At 68.9% G+C, this 26472-nt stretch carries 16 protein-coding genes; 14 read left to right on the forward strand and 2 right to left on the reverse strand.

All coding sequences use genetic code 11. From position 1 onward, the window contains the following. The coding region (locus tag GRC12_RS21125) for a class I SAM-dependent methyltransferase (RefSeq protein ID WP_208780924.1) at window positions 1-637 on the reverse strand (637 nt) is incomplete at its 3' end. 206 nt (window positions 638-843) lie between these two features. On the opposite strand from GRC12_RS21125, the gene acnA reads away from it, so the two are divergent. From acnA to GRC12_RS21150, 5 genes are all read left to right on the forward strand, one after another. Further along, the gene (gene acnA, locus GRC12_RS21130; protein WP_308286593.1) at window positions 844-3561 is read left to right on the forward strand and encodes an aconitate hydratase AcnA; all 2718 of its coding nucleotides are present in this window, start codon (window positions 844-846) and stop codon (window positions 3559-3561) included. 145 nt (window positions 3562-3706) lie between these two features. Continuing rightward, window positions 3707-3865, forward strand: a complete 159-nt coding sequence (locus tag GRC12_RS21135) for a hypothetical protein (protein ID WP_208780928.1) — start codon at window positions 3707-3709, stop codon at window positions 3863-3865. Continuing rightward, the gene (locus tag GRC12_RS21140; protein ID WP_208780930.1) at window positions 3862-5391 is read left to right on the forward strand and encodes a sensor histidine kinase; all 1530 of its coding nucleotides are present in this window, start codon (window positions 3862-3864) and stop codon (window positions 5389-5391) included. Before GRC12_RS21135 ends, GRC12_RS21140 begins: the two co-directional genes overlap by 4 nt. Beyond that, complete coding sequence (locus tag GRC12_RS21145) at window positions 5388-5990, forward strand: HD domain-containing protein (RefSeq protein ID WP_208780933.1); 603 nt, start codon at window positions 5388-5390, stop codon at window positions 5988-5990. Before GRC12_RS21140 ends, GRC12_RS21145 begins: the two co-directional genes overlap by 4 nt. A 536-nt stretch (window positions 5991-6526) precedes the next feature. Then, a complete protein-coding gene (locus GRC12_RS21150) occupies window positions 6527-9799 on the forward strand; it encodes a GH92 family glycosyl hydrolase (RefSeq protein WP_208780934.1) in 3273 nt (1090 codons plus the stop codon). Between the two features lie 81 nt (window positions 9800-9880). Here GRC12_RS21150 and GRC12_RS21155 read toward each other — a convergent pair whose 3' ends face one another. Then, complete coding sequence (locus tag GRC12_RS21155; protein ID WP_244373487.1) at window positions 9881-13681, reverse strand: GH92 family glycosyl hydrolase; 3801 nt, start codon at window positions 13679-13681, stop codon at window positions 9881-9883. A gap of 370 nt (window positions 13682-14051) precedes the next feature. Between GRC12_RS21155 and ngcE the strand changes: the two genes are divergently transcribed. The 9 genes from ngcE (at window position 14052) to GRC12_RS21200 (ending at window position 26136) form a co-directional block, all read left to right on the forward strand. Then, entirely contained in the window at window positions 14052-15497 is a 1446-nt protein-coding gene (gene ngcE / locus GRC12_RS21160) for an N-acetylglucosamine/diacetylchitobiose ABC transporter substrate-binding protein (protein WP_208780936.1), read from the forward strand. 93 nt (window positions 15498-15590) lie between these two features. Beyond that, window positions 15591-16526 (forward strand): carbohydrate ABC transporter permease, encoded by a 936-nt coding sequence (locus GRC12_RS21165; protein ID WP_208780938.1) that lies wholly within the window; start codon window positions 15591-15593, stop codon window positions 16524-16526. Window positions 16527-16541: 15 nt separating this feature from the next. Next, window positions 16542-17465, forward strand: a complete 924-nt coding sequence (locus tag GRC12_RS21170; RefSeq protein ID WP_208780940.1) for a carbohydrate ABC transporter permease — start codon at window positions 16542-16544, stop codon at window positions 17463-17465. A 197-nt stretch (window positions 17466-17662) separates the two neighbouring features. Continuing rightward, window positions 17663-18862, forward strand: coding sequence for an ROK family transcriptional regulator (locus GRC12_RS21175; protein ID WP_208780941.1), 1200 nt, complete (start codon window positions 17663-17665; stop codon window positions 18860-18862). 133 nt (window positions 18863-18995) lie between these two features. After that, on the forward strand, window positions 18996-20096 hold the full coding sequence (locus GRC12_RS21180) for a sugar ABC transporter substrate-binding protein (protein WP_208780951.1): 1101 nt from the start codon (window positions 18996-18998) through the stop codon (window positions 20094-20096). A 184-nt stretch (window positions 20097-20280) separates the two neighbouring features. Then, window positions 20281-21072 carry an ATP-binding cassette domain-containing protein gene (locus GRC12_RS21185; protein WP_208780943.1) on the forward strand — a complete coding sequence of 264 codons (792 nt, stop codon included), beginning with the start codon at window positions 20281-20283 and terminating at the stop codon, window positions 21070-21072. Continuing rightward, a complete protein-coding gene (locus GRC12_RS21190) occupies window positions 21069-22361 on the forward strand; it encodes a sugar ABC transporter permease (protein WP_208780945.1) in 1293 nt (430 codons plus the stop codon). The genes GRC12_RS21185 and GRC12_RS21190 overlap by 4 nt, the downstream gene beginning before the upstream one ends. A gap of 177 nt (window positions 22362-22538) precedes the next feature. Then, complete coding sequence (dxs, locus tag GRC12_RS21195) at window positions 22539-24458, forward strand: 1-deoxy-D-xylulose-5-phosphate synthase (RefSeq protein WP_208780947.1); 1920 nt, start codon at window positions 22539-22541, stop codon at window positions 24456-24458. Window positions 24459-24642: 184 nt separating this feature from the next. Further along, on the forward strand, window positions 24643-26136 hold the full coding sequence (locus GRC12_RS21200) for an amino acid permease (RefSeq protein WP_208780949.1): 1494 nt from the start codon (window positions 24643-24645) through the stop codon (window positions 26134-26136). Window positions 26137-26472 lie beyond the last annotated feature (336 nt).

The following is a 26472-nucleotide window of genomic DNA, read 5'->3' on the forward strand; positions in this document are numbered from 1 at the left end:
GGCCGGGGCGGCGGGGAAGCGTGGGCCGGAGGTAGGACCCCGTCAGATGCGCGTCCGAGATCACCAGGTGTCCGCCGGGACGCAGCACCCGGGCGAACTCGGCCAGCACGGGCGCCAGTTCGGGGACGTGGGTGAGCGCGAGCGTGCAGACGACCGTGTCGACCGCGTCGTCGGGCAGTGGAAGCCGGTGCAGATCGGCCTGGAGGAACCCGACGTCCGGCAGCCGCTCACGGGCCCGCGCGAGCATCTCCGGCGAGGCGTCCACGCCGATCACCCGGTGGCCGAGCCCGTGCAGGTGAGCGGTGTGCCGTCCGGTCCCGCAGGCCGCGTCGAGCGCCGTACCGACCGGCAGGCCGTCCAGCAGGCGCCGTACGACCGGCTGCTCGACGTCGATCATCTGGTTGCCGGGCGCGTCGTAGTGCGGTGCCCAGGACCGGTAGACCTCGTCGGTGCCGATCGTGCCGTAAGCCCCCGTGGCGGCCTCGGCCTGAGTGAGGGAGGGAGTCTCCAGCAGCCGTCGTATCTCGGCGATCCGGGCCTCGACGAAGACGCGGTCGGCGTTTCCGTCCCGGAAACCGCGCAGCAAGGCGGCTCCCTCCACGCCCAGGAGATAGCCGAGCGGACTCAGATAGGTCACCCGGCGACGCTATCGGCGCGAGGTCGGGCATGACCATCCAGCGGCCATGTACTAGAGTTATCTCGACATCGAGATATCTGCCGAGGCGCACCGTGGCCGCCGCTCCAGTAAGGCAAACCTAACTTAGCCTGACCTAACCGGATCGGCCAAGTCGGCGTGGCGGCACGATGGACGGTGGTACGCGCACATCAATGAAGGAGACTGTCGTGTCGGCGAACAGCTTCGACGCCCGCAGCACGCTGCAGGTGGGCGACGAGTCGTACGAGATCTTCCGGCTGGACAAGGTGGAGGGCTCGGCCCGACTGCCGTACAGCCTCAAGGTCCTGCTGGAGAACCTGCTCCGCACCGAGGACGGCGCGAACATCACCGCCGACCACATCCGCGCCCTGGGCGGCTGGGACTCCCAGGCCCAGCCCAGCCAGGAGATCCAGTTCACGCCCGCCCGCGTGATCATGCAGGACTTCACCGGCGTTCCCTGTGTCGTGGACCTCGCCACCATGCGTGAGGCCGTCAAGGAGCTGGGCGGCGACCCGGCGAAGATCAACCCGCTGGCGCCCGCCGAGCTGGTCATCGACCACTCCGTCATCGCGGACAAGTTCGGCACGAACGACGCCTTCAAGCAGAACGTCGAGCTGGAGTACGGCCGCAACAAGGAGCGCTACCAGTTCCTGCGCTGGGGCCAGACCGCCTTCGACGAGTTCAAGGTCGTCCCGCCCGGCACCGGCATCGTCCACCAGGTGAACATCGAGCACCTGGCCCGCACGGTCATGGTCCGGAACGGCCAGGCGTACCCCGACACCCTCGTCGGCACCGACTCCCACACCACCATGGTCAACGGCCTCGGCGTCCTCGGCTGGGGCGTCGGCGGCATCGAGGCCGAGGCCGCGATGCTCGGCCAGCCGGTCTCCATGCTCATCCCGCGCGTCGTCGGCTTCAAGCTCACCGGTGAGCTGCAGCCCGGCACCACCGCCACCGACCTGGTGCTCACCATCACCGAGATGCTGCGCAAGCACGGTGTGGTCGGCAAGTTCGTCGAGTTCTACGGCGAGGGCGTGGCGGCGACGAGCCTCGCCAACCGCGCCACCATCGGCAACATGTCCCCGGAGTTCGGCTCCACCGCCGCGATCTTCCCGATCGACGACGAGACCCTGAACTACCTGCGCCTGACCGGCCGTAGCGACCAGCAGGTCGCGCTCGTCGAGGCGTACGCCAAGGAGCAGGGCCTCTGGCTGGACCCGAAGGCCGAGCCGGACTTCTCCGAGAAGCTGGAACTCGACCTCTCCACGGTCGTGCCCTCCATCGCCGGCCCGAAGCGCCCGCAGGACCGTATCGTCCTCGCCAACGCGGCCCAGCAGTTCAAGTCGGACGTCCTCAACTACGTCGACTCCGTGGACGAATCCGGCAAGGAGTCCTTCCCCGCCTCCGACGCCCCGGCCGTCGCGCCGAACGGCGTGCCGTCCAACCCGGTCACCGTCACCGCCCCCGACGGCTCGACGTACGAGATCGACCACGGCGCCGTCACGGTCGCCGCGATCACCTCCTGCACCAACACCTCCAACCCGTACGTCATGGTCGCCGCCGCGCTCGTCGCGAAGAAGGCCGTGGAGAAGGGCCTGACCCGCAAGCCGTGGGTCAAGACCACCCTCGCCCCGGGTTCCAAGGTCGTCACCGACTACTTCGACAAGGCGGGCCTGACCCCGTACCTCGACAAGGTCGGCTTCAACCTGGTCGGTTACGGCTGCACCACCTGCATCGGCAACTCCGGCCCGCTGCCGGAGGAGGTCTCCAAGGCCGTCAACGACCACGACCTCGCGGTCACCTCGGTCCTCTCCGGCAACCGCAACTTCGAGGGCCGGATCAACCCCGACGTCAAGATGAACTACCTGGCCTCCCCGCCGCTGGTCGTCGCCTACGCCATCGCGGGCTCCATGAAGGTGGACATCACCAAGGACGCCCTGGGCATCGACCAGGACGGCAACCCGGTCTTCCTCAAGGACATCTGGCCCTCCGAGGCCGAGGTCAACGACGTCGTGGCGAACGCCATCGGCGAGGACATGTTCAACAAGTCCTACCAGGACGTCTTCGCGGGCGACGCCCAGTGGCAGGCGCTGCCCATCCCGACCGGTGACACCTTCGAGTGGGACCCGGAGTCGACCTACGTCCGCAAGCCCCCCTACTTCGAGGGCATGCAGCACGAGCCGGCCCCGGTCACCGACATCTCCGGCGCCCGGGTCCTCGCCAAGCTGGGCGACTCGGTGACGACGGACCACATCTCGCCCGCCGGTGCCATCAAGGCCGACACCCCCGCCGGCAAGTACCTCACGGAGCACGGCGTCGAGCGCCGCGACTTCAACAGCTACGGCTCCCGCCGCGGCAACCACGAGGTGATGATCCGCGGTACGTTCGCCAACATCCGCCTGCGCAACCAGATCGCGCCGGGCACCGAGGGCGGCTACACCCGCGACTTCACGCAGGACGGCGGCCCGGTCTCCTTCATCTACGACGCCTCCCGCAACTACATCGAGCAGGGCATCCCGCTCGTCGTCCTCGCGGGCAAGGAGTACGGCTCCGGTTCGTCCCGCGACTGGGCCGCGAAGGGCACCGCGCTGCTCGGCGTCAAGGCCGTCATCGCCGAGTCGTACGAGCGCATCCACCGCTCGAACCTCATCGGCATGGGCGTCCTGCCGCTGCAGTTCCCGGAGGGCGGCTCGGCCCAGGCCCTCGGTCTGACCGGCGAGGAGACCTTCTCCATCACCGGCATCGAGGAGCTCAACAACGGCACCACACCGCGCACGGTGAAGGTCACCACCGACACCGGTGTCGAGTTCGACGCGGTCGTCCGCATCGACACCCCCGGTGAGGCCGACTACTACCGCAACGGCGGCATCATGCAGTACGTGTTGCGCAGCCTGATCCGCAAGTAAGCGGTACGGCAGGGCAGTCGGACACCGGAAGGGCCGTATCCCCGTATGTCGGGGGTGCGGCCCTTCCGCCGATTCCACCCGATGTCATCACCGACCCTCAGGCTGAACACAGGGTTCCGACAGCGGACCGGGACAGTATCGAGACATGTCAGGCACCCTGGGGTACCCCTCCGTCAGCGTCCGCGCGATCGCCGTCGGCCACGAGTTCTCCCCCCGGCACCCGGTCGACTGGCCCCGGACACCGGCGGTCCGCGCCGCGTGCGGCAGGGGCCGCACGGACGGGCCGACGGAGGACAGCGGATGACCCGCCGCCCGCGCGCCCGCTCCCTGCGTGCCCGCCTGCTGCTGTTCGTCACCGCCACGCTCGTCGTGGTGTGCGCCGCGATGGTGCTCACCACCGCCCTGCTGCAGCGCGGCTATCTGATGGGCGACCTGGACGACCGTGTCACCGAGGCCGTCGAACGCAACCTGGGCGGCGCCCGGTCACGCCCCGACGACCCGACGGGCCTGGCGTTCCTCACCGAGAACGGACACCCCGCCGGGATGCTCGCCGCCCGGCTCGACGCCGACGGCACCGTCCTCGCGGCGGCGCGCGTCACCCAGGGCGCCCCGCCGCACGACCTCACCGCCGCCCAGCGCGCCGCCCTGCGGGGCATCGCCCCCGACGGCTCCGAGCACACCCGCACCGTCCCCGGCCTCGGCACCTACCGTGTCGCCGCCGCCCGGAGCGGGGGCGTACGCGTCCTGACCGGGCTGCCCATGGACGACGTACAGCACACGCTCGCCGCGTTGGTGCTCGCCGAGGCCGGGGTCGCCGCGCTCGGGCTGACCGCGGCCGGTGTCGTCTGCGCGGTGGTCGTCCGACGCCAGCTGCGCCCCCTCGGCCGGGTCGCCGCCACCGCGGCCGAGGTCTCCCGGGCCCGGCTGGACCGCGGCGAGGTCACCGGCCTCACCCGGATCCCGGCCCGGGACACCGACCCCGGCAGCGAGGCCGGGCAGGTCGGCGCCGCGCTCAACCGGATGATCGACCACATCGAGTCCTCCCTCGCCGAACGCCGGCGCGGCGAGGAACGCATGCGGCGCTTCCTGGCCGACGCCGGCCATGAGCTGCGCACCCCGCTGGCCGCGATCGCCGGGTACGCGGAACTGATGAGCCGCGGCGCCGACCGTGTCGAACCGGTCCTGGCCTGGCGCCGGGTCTCGGCCGAATCGGCCCGGATGACCGGCCTGGTGGAGGACCTGCTGCTGCTCGCCCGGCTGGACCAGGGCCGGCCCCTGGAGTCGGGCGAGGTCGACCTCGCGGCCGTCGTCGCCGAGGCGCTGTGGGACGCGCGGGCGGCGGGCAACGGCCACGACTGGCGGCTCGCGCTGCGCCTGGACGAGGCCCCGGCCGTGGTCACCGGCGACATGAGGCGTCTGCACCAGGCGGTGGCGGCCCTGCTGGCCAACGCCCGGACGCACACACCGGCCGGCACGACCGTGACGGCGGAGGTGGAGACGGCCGGGGAGCGCTGTGTGATCCGGGTACGCGACGACGGGCCGGGGATCCCGGCCGAGCTGCTGCCGACGGTCTTCGAACGCTTCACCCGGGCCGACACCTCGAGGTACCACGCGCCGGGTTCGGTGGGCGGCTCGGGGCTGGGGCTGGCCGTCGCGGCGGCGATCGTGGGCGCGCACGGGGGCCGGATCGGCGTGGAGAGCCGCCCGGGTCACACGGAGTTCACGGTGGACCTGCCGACCACGAGCGCCGCAGGCGTTCCCGAATACCCCGGGACCGATCGCCCCGACAGCGCGGTACGACAGGAAAGCGCCCCTACCCTGACCCCGTGACGACAGCCGATCCGCTCCAGCGCGCGCTCGACGACCCCGGTGATCCGCCCCTGCGCCCCCTGCCGCCCCAAGTGGCCGAACTGCTCCGGGACTTGGCTGCCCCGCCCCGCCTCGCGGCCCACCTCCGAGCCGTGCACGACGTGGCGCACCAGCTGGTGACATGGGTGGAACGTGAGTACCCTGCCCTCCAACTCGACGCCGAAGCCCTGCTGTTCGGGGCGGCCACGCACGACATCGGCAAGGCGGTGCACCTCGCCGAACTGTCCGGCCCGGGCTCCGCCCACGAGAGCGCCGGGCGCGAGCTGTTGCTGGCCCGGGGTGTCGAACCGCGGCTGGCCCGTTTCGCCGCCACGCACGCCGACTGGAACGGGCCGGACGTCCGGCTGGAGGACCTGCTGGTGAGCGTCGCCGACAAGGTCTGGAAGGGCAAGCGGGCACGGGAACCTGAGGATCTGGTGGTCGCGCGGCTCGCGGCACACAGTGGCCGAACGTCGTGGGAGGAGTTCCTGTCCTTCGACGACCTGCTCATGTCCATCGCCTCCCGGGCCGACGGACGGCTGGCCTTCCAGGCCGCCCACCCCGTACACCGGACGACCTGAGCCGCGCCCCCGGTACGACCTGAGCCGCCCCCGCTAACGACCTGAGCCGCGCCTGCGGTTTACAGCCGCGCCCATTCGCGCTAACTTCCGCAACAGGTGGGGTGGGAGCGCTCCCATATGGCGACGGACCGGAACCCGCCGCCCCCGGCGCTCCCACCGCCGCTCAGGGCGGACCCGGTGGCGGTGTGTCGCCCCACCGGGTCCGCGAGCCGGTCCAGGCCGGGGGAGTACCTGTCCGGGTGTGGCTGGCTTGTGCGGAGTACGGCTCGTGCGGGGTGCTGGCTGGTGCGGTGGTGCCGGCTTGTGGGACGACGCTGTGATGCGACAACGTTGTCGATTGGTCTGCGCATGACTCTACCGCGCCAACGGACAACGATGTCAACCCACTTGGCCTGCCGCTACCCGAACGAGTGGCGCGTTCCGTGCGCCGACCCGACCGCACGCGGTCTTCCGCGGTACCCGTGGCACACGCTACCGTCACTGCGGCTTGTGCGACCTGTGGTGCGCGACCCGTCCGAAGGAGGAGGGGCCGCGTCATGCGCTTCCGCCCGACGTCCCTGCTGCTGGCCGCCGTTCTCGCGGTCACCGGTGCCACACCCGCCCTGGCGGCCACGTCAGCACCCCCTGACCTGGTCAAGGACCCGACCTCGTACGTCGATCCGCTGATCGGCACCAAGAACGGCGGCGATGTCTTCCCGGGTGCCGTCACCCCGTTCGGCATGCTCTCCTGGAGCCCGGAGAACACCAGGGGCGACGCGACCAGAACGGCCGCGCCCGGCGGCTACCAGTACGACGCCACCCGCATCCGGGGCTTCAGTCTGACCCACATGTCCGGCACCGGCTGCGCGGGCGGCAGTGGCGACATCCCGTTCTTCCCGTACGCCGGCGAGATCACCTCCTCGCCCGCGAGCGACACCAAGGACGCCGTCTACGCCTCGGACTTCAGCCACGCCGACGAGACCGCCGAGCCCGGGCACTACAAGGTGGGCCTCGCGTCCGGTGTGACCGCCGACCTCACGGCGACGGCGCGCACCGGCTCGGCACGGTTCACCTACCCGGCCGACAAGCCCGCCTCGCTCCTGATCCGCACCGCCAACTCCGAGGTGGGCTCGACCGATTCGTCGGTGACCATCGACCCGGCGACGCGGACCGTCTCCGGCTCGGTGACCTCCGGCGACTTCTGCGGCTACCTCGATCCGGAGGGCCAACGGGCCTACTACACCCTGTACTTCACCGCCCGCTTCGACCGTGACTTCAAGGCCACCGGCACCTGGCAGGACGACAGGCTGACCCCGGGTTCCACCGCGGCCTCCGGCGGCACCGGCGGCTTCTCCCACGGCGGACGGCCCGTCGCCGGCAAGGGCGCGGGCGGCTATGTGGAGTTCGCGCCGGGCGGCGGGCCCGTGAACGTCAAGGTCGGCATCTCCTACGTGAGCCAGGCCGGGGCCGCCGCCAACCTCGCCGCGGAGAACCCGCCGAAGCGCTCCTTCGACGCCGTGCGTGCCGCCGCCCACGACGCCTGGCGGGACCGGCTCGGCACCATCCGGGTCGGCGGCGGCACCGACGACGAACGCATCACCTTCTACACCGCGCTCTACCACGCCCTGCTCCACCCGAACGTCATCAGTGACGTCGACCGCCGATACCGGGGCGCCGACGGCAAGGCGCACACCGTCGGCAAGGGCCACCGGGCGCAGTACGGCACCTTCTCCGGCTGGGACGTCTACCGCGACCAGGTGCAGCTGCTGACCCTGCTCGATCCGCGCACCGGCTCGGACATCGCGCAGTCCCTGTACGAACTCGCCCGGCAGAACGGCGGTGTCTGGGACCGCTGGCTGCACGGCGCGAGCGGCACGCACGTCATGAACGGCGACCCCTCACCGACCGCCCTCGCCGGCGTCCGCGCCTTCGGCGGCACGGACTTCGATCTGCGCGGGGCGCTGTCGTCCCTGGTCCGGGCGGCGACCGTGCCCACCGAGCAGGACCTGTCGGCGGCCGGCAAGCCCGTCCTTTCCGTGGGCCAGCGTCCCTCCCTGGACAAGTACCTGAAGCTGCACTACATGCCGTCCGTCTCCAACGCCTGGGGCGGGGCGGCGGAGACCCTGGAGATGTCGGCCGCCGACTTCTCCCTCTCCCAACTCGCCACCGCGGCCGGGGAGAAGGACACTGCGGCCGCCTTCGCCGGGCGCGCCCAGTGGTGGCAGAACAACTTCAACATCGCCGCCGATCCGACGGGCGGCTACATCGCCAACCGCAAGGCCGACGGCAGTTGGGTCACCGGCTTCACCCCGGCCACCGGCAACGGCTTCGTCGAGGGTACGGCCGCGCAGTACACGTGGATGGTCCAGCACAACCCGGCCGGCCTGTTCGCGGCGATGGGCGGCCGGGACAAGGCGCTGGCCCGCCTCGACGCCTTCTTCCACGACAGCGACGGGAGCTGGGCGTTCACCGGCAGCGGCGGCGACAAGTCCGAACTGGACAACGAGCCGTCGATCAACGTGCCCTACCTGTACGACTACGCGGGCGCCCCCTACAAGACGCAGGAGACCGTCCGAGCCGCGATGAAGCAGCTCTGGTCGACACAGCCCGGCGGCATCCCCGGCAACGACGACCTCGGCGCGATGTCCGCCTGGTACGTCTTCTCCGCGCTCGGGATGTACCCCCAGGTGCCCTCCCGGGCCGAACTCACCCTGGCGTCGCCACTGTTCCCGCGCATCGAGATCGACCGCCCCCGCGGCAACGACATCTCCATCCGGGCGAACGGCGCGGCCGCCGACGCCCCGTACATCACCTCGCTGAAGGTCAACGGCCGTACCAGCCGACGGCCTTGGCTGCCCGCGTCCCTGGTGCGGGACGGCGGCCGGCTCGACTACACGCTCTCCGGCACGCCCGACAAGGCCTGGGGCAGCGATCCCGCCGACGCCCCGCCGTCCTTCCGGCAGGGCGAGCAGCCGTACCAGATCGGCGTCGGACCGACGACGGCGACCCTCGCACCCGGCGAGAGCACCGAGGTCGGCATCCGTGCCCTGTCGATGAGCGGGGGAGCGGGACCCGAGGTGCGGTTCCAGGTCCAGACACCCGAGGGGGTCACGGCGACTCCCGCTTCGGGCACGGTCGTCGACGGCTCGCAGAAGATCACGCTCAGCTCGGCGAGGGACATGAAACAGGGCTTCTACGACGTCAAGGTCACCGTGACCTCCGACGGCACCTCCTACGAGCAGCCCGTCGCCCTCACCGTCGCCGCCCCCGGCACCCTGCTCGCCGCCTACGACAACACCGGTGTCTCGGACGACGCCGGTGAGCACGACGAGGCCGACTACGACGGCGGTGGCTGGAGCTACTCCCGTCAGGCCCTCGCCGCGGCCGGTCTGACCCCGGGTGCGCGGGGGACGGTCGACGGGCTCGCCTTCACCTGGCCCGACTCGCCCGCCGGCCGCCCGGACAACGTCTCGTCCGACGGGCAGACCGTCCGACTCGACAGTCCGGCAGCCGCGTTGTCCTTCGTCGGCAGCGCGGTCAACGGCAACCAGCAGACCAAGGCCACCGTCACCTACACCGACGGGGGCACCGAGGCGATCGACCTCTCCTTCACCGACTGGACCGTCGGCGGGGGCGGCGGCACCGTCCAGTACGGCAACGAGGTCCTCGCCAGGACCGCGTACCGGAACGTCGCCGGCGCGGACAAGGACCCGGTCGCGACCTACGTCTTCGCCACCAAGCCGTTCGCGGCACCGCAGGGAAGGACCATCGCGAGCGTGACGCTGCCGCGGAACCCGGACCTGCACGTGTTCACGCTGGCGACGGGCTGACCGTTGCACGGATGGGCGCGGATCCCCTCGCGGGGATCCGCGCCGCTCATTTCCGCGTAGCGCTCGAAGGCACTTGGCTGCTCAGGCGAGCAGTTCGACCTCCGACACGGTTGCTTGACCCTCGAAGACCAGGCGGTACTTCCCGTACGTGCCCGGGGAGCCCACGCTGAACGCCCGGGTCTGTCGGTCCCAGGTGAAGGACTCGCCGGACCGCTTGTCGAGCGTCTTCCACGTGGTGCCGTCGTCGGAGCCCTGGAGTGTCCAGCCGGTCGGCGCCTTGGTGTGGTCCCCCGACGAGGTCAGCGTGTACTGAAGGCCCTTGACCGGACCGGAGACCGGCAGGTCCACGGAGGTCACGGTGGCGTCCGACGCCGAGGTGTTGTCGAACAGCGGCCCGTCACCCTTCAGCACGTCCGCTCGGGGCGTCGCCACCTTGTCGCCCTGGGTGATGGACACCGGCCCCGCGTTCTTGCCCGAGCCCCACCCCGAGGGCTTGGCCCCCATGTCGAACTCGAGGACCCCGCCCTTCGACAGCAGCGAGTGCGGCAGCGAAGTCGAGTTCCACGCACGGCCGTTGAAGCGCACGCCCTGGACGTAGACGTTCTTCTGGCTGTTCCTCGGCGCCTTGATCACCAGGTCCTGCCCGTTCTCCAGGTGCACCGTGGCCTTCTTGAACAGCGGGGAGCCGATGGTGTACTCGCCGCTGCCCATGACCAGCGGGTAGAAGCCGAGCGCGGAGAAGAGGTACCAGCCCGACTGCTCGCCGTTGTCCTCGTCGCCGTGGTAGCCCTGGCCGATCTCGCTGCCCACGTAGAGCCGGGACAGTATCTCGCGGACCTTCGCCTGCGTCTTCCACGGCTGGCCGGCCGCGTCGTACAGGTACGGGATGTGGTGCGCGGGCTGGTTGGACTGCCCGAGCATGCCCATCCGGGTGTCGCGGGCCTCGGTCATCTCGTGGATGACGCCCCCGTACGAGCCGGAGAAGCGCGGGTCGGCCGTCTCCGGCGTGGAGAAGAACGTGTCGAGCTTCTTCGCCAGCGCGTCCCGGCCGCCGTACAGGTTGGCCAGGCCCCGGGTGTCCTGCGGGACCGTGAAGGCGTAGCCCCAGCCGTTGCTCTCGGTGTAGTCGTAGCCCCACACGCGCGGGTCGTACGTCGAGGCGTCCAGCCGCCAGTCGCCCTGGTCGTCCCGCCCCTGGAAGAAGTCGACCTGCTTGTCGTAGAGGTTGACGTAGTCCTGGGCGCGGTTGAGGAAGTACTCCGACTCCTCCTTGTAGCGCTTGTCGCCCGTCTTCGCGTAGAGGGCCTGGCCCATCCGCGCGATGCCGTAGTCGTTGTTGTAGCCGTCCATCGCCCACGAGAAGCCCTCTCCCGTGGAGGTGGTGGTGTAGCCGAGGAACGGGGAGGTGGCCATGCCCTTGCGGCCCACGCCCGACGTCGGCGGAACGACCGTCGCGTTCTTCACGGCCGCTTCATAGGCCGCCTTCGCGTCGAACCTCACGCCCTTGACGTAGGCGTCCGCGAAGGCCACGTCCGAGGACGTGCCGGTCATCAGGTCCGCGTAGCCGGGGGAGGACCAACGGGCCGTCCAGCCGCCGTCCTTGTACTGCTGGACGAACCCGTCCACCATCTCGCCCGCCTGACTCGGCGTCAGCAGGGAGTAGGCGGGCCAGGTCGTCCGATAGGTGTCCCAGAAGCCGTTGTTGACGTACACCTTCCCGTCGACGATCTTCGACCCGGTGTGGGTCGGGGTGTCCGCCCCGGGCATCGGGGAGAACGGCGAGGCGTACTGCTCCTTCGAACCGACCTTCTCGAAACCGGAGTTGGGGTACAGGTACAGCCGGTACATGCTGGAGTACAGCGAGGTCAGCTGGTCGCTCGTGGCGCCCTCGACCTCCACCTTGCCCAGCAGTCTGTCCCAGGCCCGCTGGGCGCTCTTCCTGACCGTGTCGAAGGACGTGCCGTCCGGGATCTCCTGACGCAGGTTGTCCTTGGCCTGGTCGACGCTGATCAGGGAGGTGGCCAGACGCAGGTTCACGGTGTGGTCGGAGCCCGCGTCGAAGCGCAGGTAGCCCTTGACCCCGCTCGCGGAGCCGTCCGTCACCGGCTTGTCGAAGACGCCGTACACGAACAGCCGGGTGGCGCCGGTCGACAGCCCGGACTTGACGTCCGAGTAGCCGGTGACGACCCCGGTGTCCTTGTCGAGGCTGAGGCCCGCCTGCTCGGTGACGTTGTCGAAGATCACGCTCGCGTCGTCGCCCGGGTAGGTGAAGCGCAGGGCCGCCGCGTGGTCGGTCGGGGTCATCTCGGCCTTGAGGCCGTTCTCGAAGCGCACCCCGTAGTAGTACGGCCGCGCGGTCTCGTTCTCGTGCCGGAACGCCAGCTCACGCGCCTCGCGGCCGGTGTCCGGGGTGCCGGCGGCCGCCGACGGCATCAGCTGGAAGGTCTGCCGGTCACCCATCCACGGGCTCGGCTCGTGGCTCGCGCTGAACGCCTGGATCGTCGGCAGGTTGTCGTCGTTGTTGGCCCGCGCGTAGTCGTACAGCCAGCTCAGCGAGGACGCGTTGGTCACCGGGGTCCAGAAGTTGAACCCGTGCGGGAGCGCGGTCGCGGGGAAGTTGTTGCCGCGCGAGAAGCTGCCGCTGGAGTTGGTGCCCCGGGTGGTCAGCACGTAGTCCGACAGATGCGCCTTCGGCTGCTCCTGCGCCACCGGCTTGATCGCCAGGTCGTCCAGCCAGCCCCGGAACTTCGCCGGGCCCTTGGGGGAGTCGTACCCGATCAGGATCCGGTCGACGGTCCTCCCGGCCGCGACCGACCCGATCCGGGAGACGACGTTGTTCCACTGGTTGACGTACAGCACCTTCGACGCGCCCTGCCCCTGGGGGCTGAGCGGGAAGCCGTGCTGGTCGGTGGCGCCCAGATCGCTCAGGCGGGTGCCGTCGGTGAAGACCAGGTCGACGGAGACGTTCGTGGCGTCGTAGTCGCGGTCGCCGTCGGCCATCTGCGGATACAGGCGGTACGACAGCTGAGTGTCCCGGTCGACCTTCACGTTCACGTCGAAGATCTTGTTGTACGAGTACGCCCGTCCGTCGGCCGTGTGGCGACCGGCGTAACGCAGCGCACGCTTTCCGGTGAACCCGGCGGCCGCCTTGGCGGTCGGTGATCCGGCGGGCCCGCGGTCGACCAGCGACAGCATGTCCTCGGGCACCGAGCCGCCGCTGCCGCCGGTGGAGAGCTGCAGGTCCGCCAGCTGCAGGATGTCGGCGCCGTTGTTCTTGGTGATGTCGAGCCGGAAGTGCTCGTACTCGGCCGGCGCCGCGAGGTCGTACTGCTTGGTCTGGAACCGCTCCGAGAAGGACTGCCCGGAGCGGGTGTCGACGGTCTTCCAGTCCTTGCCGTCCGTCGAGCCCTGCAGGGTCCAGTCCTGCGGGTCACGCCCGGCCTCGTCGTTGGCGGAGGTCAGCGCGTACGTGGTGATCGCGTACGGCTTGTCGAGATCGAACTCCACCCAGCCGGTGGGTGCGAAGGTCAGCCACTTGGTGCCGGACTCGCCGTCGACCAGGTTCTCCTTCACCTCGCCGCCGCCCGAGTTCTCGCTGCTGGCCCGGACGTCCGTGACATGGTCGTTCACGTTACCGGCGACACCGCTGCTGTAGCCGCCGTCGACACCGGAGGCCCGCTTGCTCCCGTCCGGCGCGGTGTCCACCGTGTTCAGCCAGGTCGGTGCCGGGTCACCCGCCTCGAACGAGGACGCGAACTCCCGGTCCGCCTTGGCCGGAGCCTCCGGCAGGGCGATCGCCGCCCCTTGCGACCCCACGGCCATGACAAAGGCGGCCGTGAGGACGACCGCCGTACCCCGTCTGTGCCGAGCTCTGTGTCTCATGGACCAGCACCCCTCCTGCGCCCCATCCGGACAACGTTGTCAACTTTGCTGCGCAGAGACCAGTAGTGGGTCAAGTGGTCAGTGATGTCAAGGGTGTTGAGTGTGGCATTCGGGGCTTATGTCGCGGATTTTTCCGGCAAGCGGTACACAGGGCGCTCATATTTCCGCGAGGTCTCAACTCGGAAAAGACCGATGACCAACCTTGCATTCGATCTTGCTCCGTCCGCGGGAAGTGGACTATACCTGTCGGCACTTCACACGATCGATACGGCATGATCCGTACGTCCTGCACGACCCTGCTTGACCTGACCGCGGTGCCCGGAGGATCCGGTTCACCGCCTGAGTCCTGGAGAAGGCGAGGACTTTGAGCATGGGATCCACTTCCGCCGAGAACAACGGCACCGCGGGTGTCGGCCGCCGCGATCTGATCAAGCGGTCGGCCGCACTCGGCCTGATCTCCGTCCCCACGATGAGTTTTCTGGCGGCCTGCGCCAGCGGCGGCGGCGACGACAATTCCAGTGGCAACGACGAGGGCAAGACGTCCAAGTCGAACCCCTTCGGTGCGAAGAAGGGCACCAAGCTCGACGTCGTCATCTTCAAGGGCGGCTACGGCGACGACTACGCCAAGGCGTGGGAGGCGGACTACGAGAAGAAGCTCGGCATCACCTCCACCCACACCGGCACCCAGGAGATCACCGGAAAGCTCCAGCCCCGCTTCAACGCGGGCAACCCGCCGGACATCGTCGACGACTCCGGCGCCCAGCAGATCAAGGTCGACGTGCTCTACAAGAACGGCCAGCTGCTGGACCTCGCCCCGGTCCTCGACGCGCCGTCGGTCGACGACCCGAGCAAGAAGGTCCGGGACATGCTGATCCCCGGCACCCTCGACCCGGGCGTCCAGGAGGGCAAGGTCGTCGCCCTGAACTACATCTACACGGTGTGGGGCCTGTGGTACTCCGGCAAGCTCTTCAAGGAGAAGGGCTGGGAGCCGCCCAAGACCTGGGACGACTTCATCAAGATCTGCCAGGAGGCCAAGAAGGCGGGCATCGGCGGTCTCGCCCACCAGGGCAAGTACCCGTACTACATCAATGTCGCCATCATGGACATGATCGCCAAGAAGGGCGGCATCGACGCCGTCAAGGCGATCGACAACCTCAAGCCGAACGCCTTCGTCGGCTCCGCCGCGGCCCAGGCGGGCGTCGAGGCGATCTACGAGGTCGTGGAGAAGGGCCTGTTGATGCCCGGCACCAACGGCCTGACCCACACCGAGTCCCAGACCCGCTGGAACCAGTACAAGGCCGCCTTCATCACCTGCGGTTCCTGGCTGGAGAACGAGCAGCTCAAGCAGACGCCCTCGGACTTCGACATGAAGTTCCTGCCGATGCCGCTGCTGCCCGACAGCAAGATGCCCTTCGAGGCGATCCGGGCCGGCTCCGGCGAGCCCTTCATCATCCCCGCGAAGGCCAAGAACCTGCCCGGCGCCAAGGAGTTCATGCGGCACATGCTCTCCAAGGAGTGGTCGACGCTCTTCGCCAAGCAGGCCAACTCGCTCACCATCCTCAAGGACGGCGTCGACGCCAGCGTCAAGCTGCGCCCGGGCACGCAGTCCACGGTCGAGGCCTCGAAGGCGGCCGGCGACAACACCTTCCGCTACCTCTACCCGGACTGGTACAGCGAGATGGACACGGCCATCCAGAACGCGTCCAATGAGCTCATGGCCAAGCGCATCCAGCCCAAGGAGTGGCTGAAGCGCTGTCAGGCCGCCGTCGACAAGCAGGCCGCGGACCCCGCGTCCAAGAAGAACGTGCACGAATAGGCCACGGGGGCGCCGTGGGGACTGCCTTTGGTGCCGGGCAGTTCCCCGCGCCCCTTCGGGGGCGCTGCACAGACCGGAATATCAGGGGCAGGTATGCGAAAAGGGCAGTACCGGTTCGTCGCGGGGTTCTTGTTCGCTCCCGTGTTGCTCTACGTGGTCTTTGTCATCTGGCCTTACATCCAGACATTCGGGTATTCCCTCACGGACTGGAAGGGGCAGTCGCAGACCTTCAAGTTCGTCGGATTCGCCAATTACCGGGCGTTGTTCCACGACGACGTCTTCATGCAGGCCATCTGGCACAACATCCAGTTCCTGGTCTTCATTCCGGTGATCACGATCCTGCTCGCCCTGTTCTTCGCCTTCATGCTGAACGCGGGCGGACGCAGCAAAGCCGGCGGTGTGCAGGGCGTCGCCGGATCGAAGGTCTACAAAATCGTCTACTTCTTCCCGCAGGTGTTGTCGCTGGCGATTCTCGCGGTGTTGTTCAACGCGGTCTACCGCAGTGACGGCGGCGGTCTGCTCAACGGTGCCCTGATCAAGATCCACCTGGTCGACCCGGACAACCCCGTCGAATGGCTCAACGAGCCGCACATCGTGCTGTGGGCGCTGATGGTCGCCGTGATCTGGCAGGGTGTCGGCTTCTATCTGGTGCTGTTCTCGGCGGCCATGCAGTCCATCCCCAAGGACATCTACGAGGCCGCGCTGATCGACGGCGCCAACCGCAACCAGTCGTTCTTCCGGATCACCCTGCCGCTGCTGTGGGACACCGTGCAGACGGCGTGGGTGTACCTCGGCATCATCGCCATGGACATGTTCGTGCTGGTCTCCTCGATGACCCAGAACATGGGCGCCTACGGCGGCGGCCCCGACCACCACAGCGACGTCATGGCGACCGTGATGATGCGCAACTTCCTGTACTTCGGCAAGAGCGGCTACGCCTGCGCCATGGGTGTCGTCATGCTGCTGCTCACCCTGATCCTGTCCGTCTTCACGCTGCGCGTCACCCGCCGCGAGCGCATCGAGTTCTGAGCGGGAGACAAGACGATGAGCGCCCCCATCAAGGAGACCCCGGCCGCGCCCGCCGAGCGGCCCGTCGCCAAGAGCCCCGCCCGCCCCGACGACAAGCGCGGCGAGGGCGTCGTGCTGAACGTCTTCTCGCACGGCTTCCTCGCCCTGTGGGCCCTGCTGATCGTGCTGCCGCTGCTGTGGCTGGTGATCAGCTCCTTCAAGACCGACGCCCAGATCGGCGGCTCGGCCTTCGGCTGGCCGCACAGCTGGTCCTTCGGCGTCTTCCACCGCGCCTGGAACAAGGGCATCGGCGACTACTTCCTGAACACCGTGATCGTCCTGGTCTTCTCGGTGCCGCTGACCATGCTCTTCGGCTCCATGGCGGCCTACGTGCTGGCCCGCTACCAGTTCTGGGGCAACCGGCTGCTGTACTACTTCTTCGTCGCCGGCGCGATGTTCCCGGTGTTCCTCGCCCTCGTCCCGCTGTTCTTCATGGTCAAGCGGCTGGACATGCTGAACACCTACCAGGGGCTGATCCTGGTCTACATCGCCTACTCGATGCCGTTCACGGTGTTCTTCATGCACGCCTTCTTCCGGACCCTGCCGACGGCGGTCTTCGAGGCGGCGATCCTGGACGGCGCCTCGCACACCCGGACCTTCTTCCAGGTCATGCTGCCGATGGCGAAGCCCGGACTGATCAGCGTGGGCATCTTCAACACGCTCGGGCAGTGGAACCAGTTCATCCTGCCGACGGTCCTCATGCAGCCGCAGAGCGGCGGCGACCCCGAGCGGTACGTCCTCACCCAGGGCCTCATCCAGCTGCAGCAGCAACAGGGCTACGCCTCCGACCTGCCGGTCCTGTTCGCCGGCGTGACCATCGCCATGATCCCGATGCTCGTGGTGTACCTGTCCTTCCAGCGTCAGGTGCAGGCGGGACTGACCTCGGCGACCCTCAAGTAGGCGGGAGCCCCGCCTTCGCACGGCGCCCACGAGCGCGCCGTCCCCCGGCCCGGGGGCGGTGCGCTCATATGTGCGTCCATCCACCCGGATACGGTTCAACCTCTTGACGGGAGGCAACCCGAACGGCTCAGCTTAGAGTTCACTAGTTGGACATAGACGGGGCCTCATCGAGGCGGTCCCGTGCGCAGGAGGTCGTCGTGGAGACTCCGGGGTCGCAGTCGTCACTGCACCGAGCCAACCTGGAGCGGGTGGTACGGGCCGTCCGGCTGGCCGGGTCCCTCACGCAGGCGGAGATCGCGAGGACCACGGGACTGTCCGCGGCGACGGTCTCCAACATCGTCCGCGAGCTCAAGGACGGCGGAACGGTCGAGGTCACGCCCACCTCGGCGGGTGGCCGCAGGGCCCGCAGCGTCTCGCTGAGCGGGGACGCCGGCATCGTCATAGGGGTCGACTTCGGGCATACGCACCTGCGGGTCGCCGTCGGCAACCTCGCCCATCAGGTGCTCGCCGAGGAGTCCGAGCCGCTGGACGTGGACGCCTCCTCGACCCAGGGCTTCGACCGGGCGGAGGAGCTGGTCAATCGCCTGATCAGCGCAACGGGCGTGGACCGGTCGAAGATCGCCGGAGTGGGCCTCGGCGTACCCGGACCGATCGACGTCGAGTCCGGGACGCTGGGCTCCACCGCCATCCTGCCGGGCTGGACCGGCACCAGGCCCGCCGAGGAGCTGCGGGGGCGGCTCGGCGTACCGGTGCACGTGGACAACGACGCCAACCTCGGCGCCCTCGGTGAGCTGGTCTGGGGCAGTGGCAGAGGCGTTCGTGATCTTGCTTACATCAAGGTCGCGAGCGGTGTGGGCGCCGGTCTGGTGATCAACGGGAAGATCTACCGCGGGCCAGGTGGTACAGCGGGAGAAATCGGACATATTACTCTTGATGAATCCGGCCCCGTCTGCCGCTGCGGAAACCGGGGCTGCCTGGAGACCTTCGCGGCCGCGCGCTATGTGCTGCCGCTCCTCCAGTCCAGCCACGGCACGGATCTGACGATGGAAGGCGTCGTGCGGCTGGCCAGGGACGGAGACCCGGGCTGCCGTCGCGTGATCGCCGACGTCGGCCGCCACATCGGCTCTGGAGTCGCCAATCTCTGCAATCTGCTGAACCCGAGCCGGGTGGTGCTCGGCGGTGATCTCGCCGAGGCCGGTGAGCTGGTGCTCGGGCCGATCAGGGAGTCCGTCGGCCGCTACGCAATCCCCAGCGCGGCGCGCCAACTGTCCGTTCTCCCCGGGGCACTTGGGGGCCGTGCGGAGGTGCTCGGAGCACTCGCTCTCGCACTCAGCGAGATGGGTGATTCGACCCTTTTGGACGGCACGCTCGCTACGGCGACCCCTGCCTTCACTTAGAGAACGGATGGCACCGTTGCCATCTCGTTAAGGATTTACTTCTTGACGTCGCACGTGTGGCCGAGTTGACTTCCAGCCACCTCGGCCGCAACGTCGCGGCCTCGTCAGGGAGGTTTCTGAAGTGAACACGCGTATGCGTCGTGCCGCGTTTGCCGTTGCTGCCGGTGCGATGGCCGTTTCGCTGGCCGCCTGTGGCTCCGCCAAGGAGTCCGGCAACAAGAGCAGCTCTTCGAGCTCGTCGTCCAAGAAGGGCGACAACATCAAGGTCGGTCTCCTGCTTCCCGAGAACCAGACCGCGCGTTACGAGAAGTTCGACAAGCCCCTGATCGAGAAGAAGGTCAAGGAGCTGACCAACGGCAAGGGCACGGTCGTCTACGCCAACGCCAAGCAGGACGCCAGCCTCCAGGCCCAGCAGGTCGACACCATGGTCACCCAGAAGGTCGACGTGCTGATCGTGGACGCGGTGGACTCCGCGGCCATCAAGAACTCGGTCCAGAAGGCCAAGGACGCCGGCATCCCGGTCGTCGCCTACGACCGCCTCGCGCAGGGCCCGATCTCCGGCTACACGTCCTTCGACAACGAGACCGTCGGCAAGACCCAGGGCGAGGCCCTGTTGAAGGCCCTCGGCTCGAAGGCCAAGTCCGGCGACATCGTCATGATGAACGGCTCGGTCACCGACCCGAACGCCGCCCAGTTCAAGAAGGGCGCCCTCTCCGTCCTCCAGGGCAAGGTGAACATCGGCAAGTCCTACGACACCAAGGACTGGAAGCCGGAGAACGCCAACGCCAACATGGAGGCGGCGATCTCGGCGCTCGGCAAGAACAAGATCATCGGCGTCTACTCGGCCAACGACGGCATGGCCGGCGGTATCATCACCGCCCTCCAGGCCGCCGGCCTGAAGGTCCCGGTCACCGGCCAGGACGCGGAGCTCGACGCGGTGCAGCGCATCGTCACCGGCACGCAGTACATGAGCGTCTACAAGCCCTACCCGACCGAGGCCAACACCGTCGCGGAGATGGCCGTCGACATCGCCCAGGGCAAGGACCTCAGCTCCGTCGCCCCCGACAAGGTCGACAGCCCGACCGACAAGGGCATCCCGGCGAAGATCATCTCGGTCTTCTCGCTGACCAAGGACAACATCAAGGACACCGTCATCAAGGACGGCATCTACACGGTGTCCGACATCTGCACGGCGCAGTACAAGGCCGCCTGCGACAAGATCGGTCTGAAGTAGACAGCGGCAGGTCCCTTCCCAGGTAGGGGAATTCGCTCTTGAATTCCCCTACGGGACGCCCGCTCCGAAGGCTCCTCCGGCGCCCCGCGCATCACACAGCCCCGCAAGCTAGCTGCGGGGCGCCGGACGGATCAGCCCCCCAAAACTTCTGCACAACCTCCCGCCGGGTCAGGCGGCGAAGGAGATGGTTCACGTGTCCGCTACGCCCGTGCTGGCGTTGCGCGGGGTCTCCAAGCGGTTCGGTGCCGTCCAGGCGCTCACCGACGTAGAGCTTGAGGTCCACGCCGGTGAGGTGGTCGCCCTGGTGGGCGACAACGGCGCCGGAAAGTCCACGCTGGTCAAGACGATCGCCGGCGTGCACCCCATCGATGAGGGCGTCATCGAGTGGGACGGCAAGGCCGTCTCGATCAACAGGCCGCACGACGCCCAGAACCTGGGCATCGCGACGGTGTACCAGGACCTCGCGCTGTGCGACAACATCGACGTCGTGGGCAACCTGTACCTGGGCCGTGAGGTCCGCAAGTACGGCGTGCTCGACGAGGTCGAGATGGAGCGCCGCTCGCGCGAGCTGCTGGACCAGCTGTCCATCCGCATCCCCAGCGTGCGGATTCCGATCGCCTCGCTGTCGGGTGGTCAGCGCCAGACCGTCGCCATCGCCCGCTCCATGCTGGGCGAGCCCAAGCTGGTCATCCTCGACGAGCCCACCGCCGCTCTCGGTGTCGAGCAGACCGCGCAGGTCCTCGACCTCGTGGAGCGGCTGCGGGAACGTGGTCACGCCGTGATCCTCATCAGCCACAACATGGCCGACGTGAAGGCCGTCGCCGACAAGGTGGCGGTGCTGCGTCTGGGTCGTAACAACGGCGTCTTCGAGGTCAAGTCGACCTCGCAGGAAGAGATCATCTCCGCCATCACCGGCGCCACGGACAACGCCGTGACCCGTCGTGCGGCGCGCACCTCCGGGGAGATCAAGAAGTGAGCATCGACAAGACCTCCACGCCTCCCGAGGACCACGTGGTGGAGAACCCCGAGGCCGCGGCCGGTGCCGCGACCGTGGTCGACCCCCGGCTGCTGGTGCGCGAACAGGGCTTCGCGGGGTACATCACCGAGTTCAAGCGCAAGATCAAGGCGGGTGACCTGGGTTCCATCCCGGTCGTCATCGGCCTGGTGATCATCTGGATCATCTTCCAGAGCCTGAACTCCAACTTCCTGAGCGCGAACAACCTCTCCGACATCTCCGTCGCGATGGTCGGCACCGGCATGATCGCCGTCGGTATCGTCTTCGTGCTGCTGCTCGGTGAGATCGACCTGTCGGTCGGCTCGGTCTCCGGTGTCGCGGGCGCGAGCTTCGCCGTACTGAACGTCAACCACGGCATGAGCGAGTGGCTGGCGTTCGTGCTGGCGATCCTCACCGGCACCGTCGCCGGCGCGATCCACGGTTTCGTCTTCGCGAAGATCGGTGTGCCCGCGTTCGCGGTCACCCTGGCCGGCCTGCTGTTCTGGAACGGCTTCATGCTCCAGATCCTGGGCTCCAACGGCACGATCAACCTCAACAGCGACGGCATGGTCGCCAAGCTGACGACGTACTACTTCAGCGACGTCGCCGCCTCCTACGGCCTGGCCATCGCGGTGACCGCGCTGTTCTTCCTCAGCTCCTACTTCGGCAACAAGCGCCGCGAGGCGGCCGGCGTGCCGTCCCGGCCGGTGAGCGAAACCATTCTCCGCACGGTGCTGCTCGCGATCGTCGCCTTCGCCGTGGCCATCGTCTACAACCAGTACAAGGGTCTGCCGCTGGCCGTCGTGATCTTCGTCGGTGTGCTGCTGGTCACGGACTTCATCCTGCGCCGCACGCCGTACGGCCGGAAGATCTTCGCGCTCGGCGGCAGCGTCGAGGCCTCCCGGCGTGCCGGTATCAACGTGGAGATGGTCCGGATCTCGGTCTTCGCGATCTCCGGCACCTTCGCCGCGGTCGGCGGTCTGTTCATCGCCTCGAAGATCGCCTCGGCCAACCAGGGCGCCGGTGGCGGTGACCTGCTGATGAACGCCATCGCGGCGGCCGTCATCGGTGGCACGTCCCTCTTCGGCGGCCGCGGCCGCACCTGGAACGCGCTCCTCGGTGTGCTGGTGATCGTCTCCATCCAGTACGGCCTCGCCCTGCAGGGCATCGCCTCGCCGGTGCAGTACATGATCACCGGTGGTGTTCTGCTGGCGACCGTCGTCATCGACGCGATCACCCGCAAGACGCAGAAGACGGCCGGACGCGCGTAACCGACCGCACCCGATGCCCGGCACCCCACAGGTGCCGGGCATCGTCGTGTCGTAGGACCGGACAATCGTGGGTACAGCCGATCGCGTGACCTATGACGCACCGCCCGGGCGTCACCCGCACAGGCGGAACATTAGACTCGACAAGCCCGGCAACAGCTCTACTGCAAGGAGGCACGGGTGCCGCTGCTGACCCGTATCAGGGGACCGCGCGATCTGGACCGGCTCAGCCCCGAGGAGCTGGTGCAGCTGGCAGAGGAGATCCGGACCTTCCTCGTCGACGCCGTCTCCAAGACCGGCGGCCACCTCGGCCCCAACCTCGGTGTGGTGGAGCTGACCATCGCCCTGCACCGGGTCTTCGACTCGCCCCGGGACAAGGTGCTGTGGGACACCGGCCACCAGTCCTACGTGCACAAGCTGCTCACCGGCCGCCAGGACTTCTCGCGGCTGAAGATGAAGGGCGGTCTGTCCGGCTACCCCTCGCAGGCCGAGTCCGAGCACGACGTCATCGAGAACAGCCACGCCTCCACGGTCCTCGGCTGGGCCGACGGGCTCGCCAAGGCCAACCAGATCCTCGAGCGCGACGACCACGTGGTCGCCGTGATCGGTGACGGCGCGCTGACCGGCGGCATGGCCTGGGAGGCCCTCAACAACATCGCCGCCGCCAAGGACCGCCCCCTCGTCATCGTCGTCAACGACAACGAGCGGTCGTACGCGCCGACCATCGGCGGCCTCGCCAACCACCTCGCCACCCTGCGCACCACCGACGGCTACGAGCGCTTCCTGGCCCGCGGCAAGGACCTCCTCGGGCGCACCCCGGTCGTCGGCAAGCCCCTCTACGAGACCCTGCACGGCGCCAAGAAGGGCCTGAAGGACTTCATCGCGCCGCAGGGCATGTTCGAGGACCTGGGCCTGAAGTACGTCGGCCCCATCGACGGCCACGACATCGAGGCGCTGGAGTCCGCGCTGGCCCGCGCCAAGCGGTTCGGCGGCCCGGTGATCGTCCACTGCCTCACCGAGAAGGGCCGCGGCTACCAGCCCGCCCTCCAGGACGAGGCCGACCGCTTCCACGGCATCGGCCCCATCCACCCCGACACCGGCCTGCCGATCAAGGCGTCCGGCGCCGACTGGACCTCCGTCTTCGGCGACGAGATGGTCGAGCTCGGCAAGGAGCGGAAGGACATCGTCGCCATCACGGCCGCGATGCTCCAGCCGGTCGGCCTGAAGAAGTTCGCCGACACCTTCCCCGAGCGGATCTACGACGTCGGCATCGCCGAGCAGCACGGCGCCGTCTCCGCGGCCGGCCTCGCGCACGGCGGACTGCACCCCGTCTTCGCCGTGTACGCCACCTTCCTCAACCGCGCCTTCGACCAGGTCCTGATGGACGTGGCGCTGCACAAGTGCGGCGTGACCTTCGTCCTGGACCGGGCCGGTGTCACCGGCACCGACGGCGCCTCCCACAACGGCATGTGGGACATGTCGATCCTCCAGGTCGTCCCGGGCCTCAGGCTCGCCGCCCCGCGCGACGCCGACCAGGTGCGCGCCCAGCTCCGCGAGGCCGTCCAGGTCGACGACGCGCCGACCGTGGTGCGCTTCTCCAAGGGCGCCGTCGGACCCGCCGTACCCGCCGTGGGACGGGTGGGCGGCATGGACGTCCTGCGCGAGCCGGGCACGGACACGCCGGACGTGCTGCTGGTCTCCGTGGGGGCCCTGGCGCCCATGTGCCTGGAGATCGCCGAGCTGCTGAAGAAGCAGGGCATCTCCACCACGGTCGTCGACCCGCGCTGGGTCAAGCCGGTGGACGAGGCCATGGCCCCGCTCGCCGAGCGGCACCGGGTGGTCGTCACCGTCGAGGACAACTCCCGGGTCGGCGGCGTCGGTTCGGCGATCGCGCAGGCGCTGCGGGACGCGGGCGTCGACGTACCCCTGCGCGACTTCGGCATCCCGCCGCGCTTCCTCGACCACGCCTCGCGCGCCGAGGTGATGGCGGAGATCGGCCTCACCGCCCCCGACATCGCCCGCCAGGTCACCGGCCTCGTCTCCAGGCTGGACGGCCGTTACGACCGTACGGCGGCCGAGGTGCAGCCCGCCCGGGACTGACGCGACACCCGCCTCCCATGGGCCGCTTCCGCCACCGCCAGGGGTGGTGAAAGCGGCCCATTCGCGTGAACCCGCTCGCGCCGGGGCATACGGTCCCCCAACTCTCGACTTCGCTCGACCCGGGGGCACCCCCATCGCCCCCTCCCGATCATGTCGGGGACGACACAGCGTGGGAGGTACGCCCGTGAGCAGCACCCTCTTCAGGACGAAGAACATCGAGCAGTCCATCCAGGACACCGAGGAGCCCGAGCACGCGCTCCGAAAATCCCTGTCCGCGCTGGATCTGACGGTCTTCGGCGTCGGTGTCATCATCGGCACCGGCATCTTCGTCCTCACCGGAACGGCCGCCAAGAACACCGCCGGCCCCGCCGTTTCCCTGTCCTTCGTCGTCGCCGGCGTGGTCTGCGCGCTCGCCGCGCTGTGCTACGCCGAGTTCGCCTCCACGGTCCCGGTCGCCGGCTCCGCGTACACCTTCTCCTACGCCTCGCTGGGGGAGCTCCCGGCCTGGATCATCGGCTGGGACCTGGTGCTCGAGCTGGCGCTGGGCACGGCGGTGGTGGCCGTCGGCTGGTCCGGCTACATCCACTCGCTGCTGGACAACGCGGGCTGGCATCTGCCCGCCTCGCTCAGCGGCCGGGACGGTGCCTCCGGGTTCGGCTTCGACATCCTCGCCGCCGCGCTCGTGCTGCTGCTCACCGCCATTCTCGTCATCGGCATGAAGCTCTCCGCGCGGGTCACCTCGGTCGTCGTCGCCATCAAGGTCGCCGTCGTCCTCGTCGTCATCATCGCGGGCGCGTTCTTCATCAAGGGCGACAACTACGACCCGTTCATCCCCAAGGCGCAGACCGTGGAGGCGGGGGGCAACCTCAAGGCGCCGCTGATCCAGCTGATGTTCGGCTGGGCGCCCTCCAACTTCGGCGTCATGGGCATCTTCACCGCCGCGTCCGTGGTGTTCTTCGCCTTCATCGGCTTCGACGTCGTCGCCACGGCCGCGGAGGAGACGCGGAACCCGCAGCGGGACGTGCCGCGCGGGATCATCGGGTCCCTGATCATCTGCACGGCTCTGTACGTCGCCGTGTCGATCGTGGTGACCGGCATGCAGAAGTACACCAAGCTGTCCGTCGACGCCCCGCTGGCCGACGCGTTCAAGGCGACGGGGCACCCCTGGTTCGCGGGCCTGATCAGCTTCGGCGCGGCGGTGGGCCTGACCACGGTGTGCATGATCCTGCTTCTGGGCCAGTCCCGCGTCTTCTTCGCGATGAGCCGCGACGGGCTGCTGCCGCGCTTCTTCTCCCACACCCACCCGCGCTTCCGCACGCCGTACCGCCCGACCATCCTGCTCGGCGTGGTCATCGCGATCGTCGCGGGCTTCACCAGCCTCAGCGAACTGGCCGAACTGGTGAACATCGGCACGCTCTTCGCGTTCATCGTCGTCGCGATCAGCGTCATCATCCTGCGCAACACCCGCCCCGACCTGGACCGCTCCTTCCGCACCCCGTGGGTCCCCTTCGTGCCGATCCTGTCGGTGCTCGCGTCCCTGTGGCTGATGCTCAACCTCCCCGCCGAAACCTGGCTCCGCTTCGCCATCTGGATGGTCATCGGCTTCGCGGTGTACTTCCTCTACGGCCGCACCCACAGCCGCCTGGCGCGCCGCGAGGACCAGCCGACGACGGTGTGACGCCGGGTAGGGACGGACGCCGGCTGCCCGCTGCCGGCTGAGCAGAACTGTTGAGCTGGGCTGGGCCGCGCGAGGGGTGGGTCGGCGCAGACGAGGGGCGCAGGTCGTCAGCCGGCTCCGGCAAGCGGGCCAAGGCTGACGGCCGCCGGCCGATCCCGCCGACGGGGCGGTCGGACGTCGCTCGTGGTCACCGGTTGGGTCGGCCGAAAGGGGCGGGTCCGGCGCGGATGGTGGCCGCCGGTCGGGTCCGGCGGTGTGGGGGCGGACGGTGGCGACGGTCGTCAGTCCGGGCAGTGCACGGGGGTGCCCGTGGTGGTCGCCGGCTGGGGCGGTGGG

This window comes from Streptomyces griseorubiginosus, from assembly GCF_017614965.1.
GTDB classification, from domain to species: Bacteria; Actinomycetota; Actinomycetes; order Streptomycetales; family Streptomycetaceae; genus Streptomyces; species Streptomyces griseorubiginosus_B.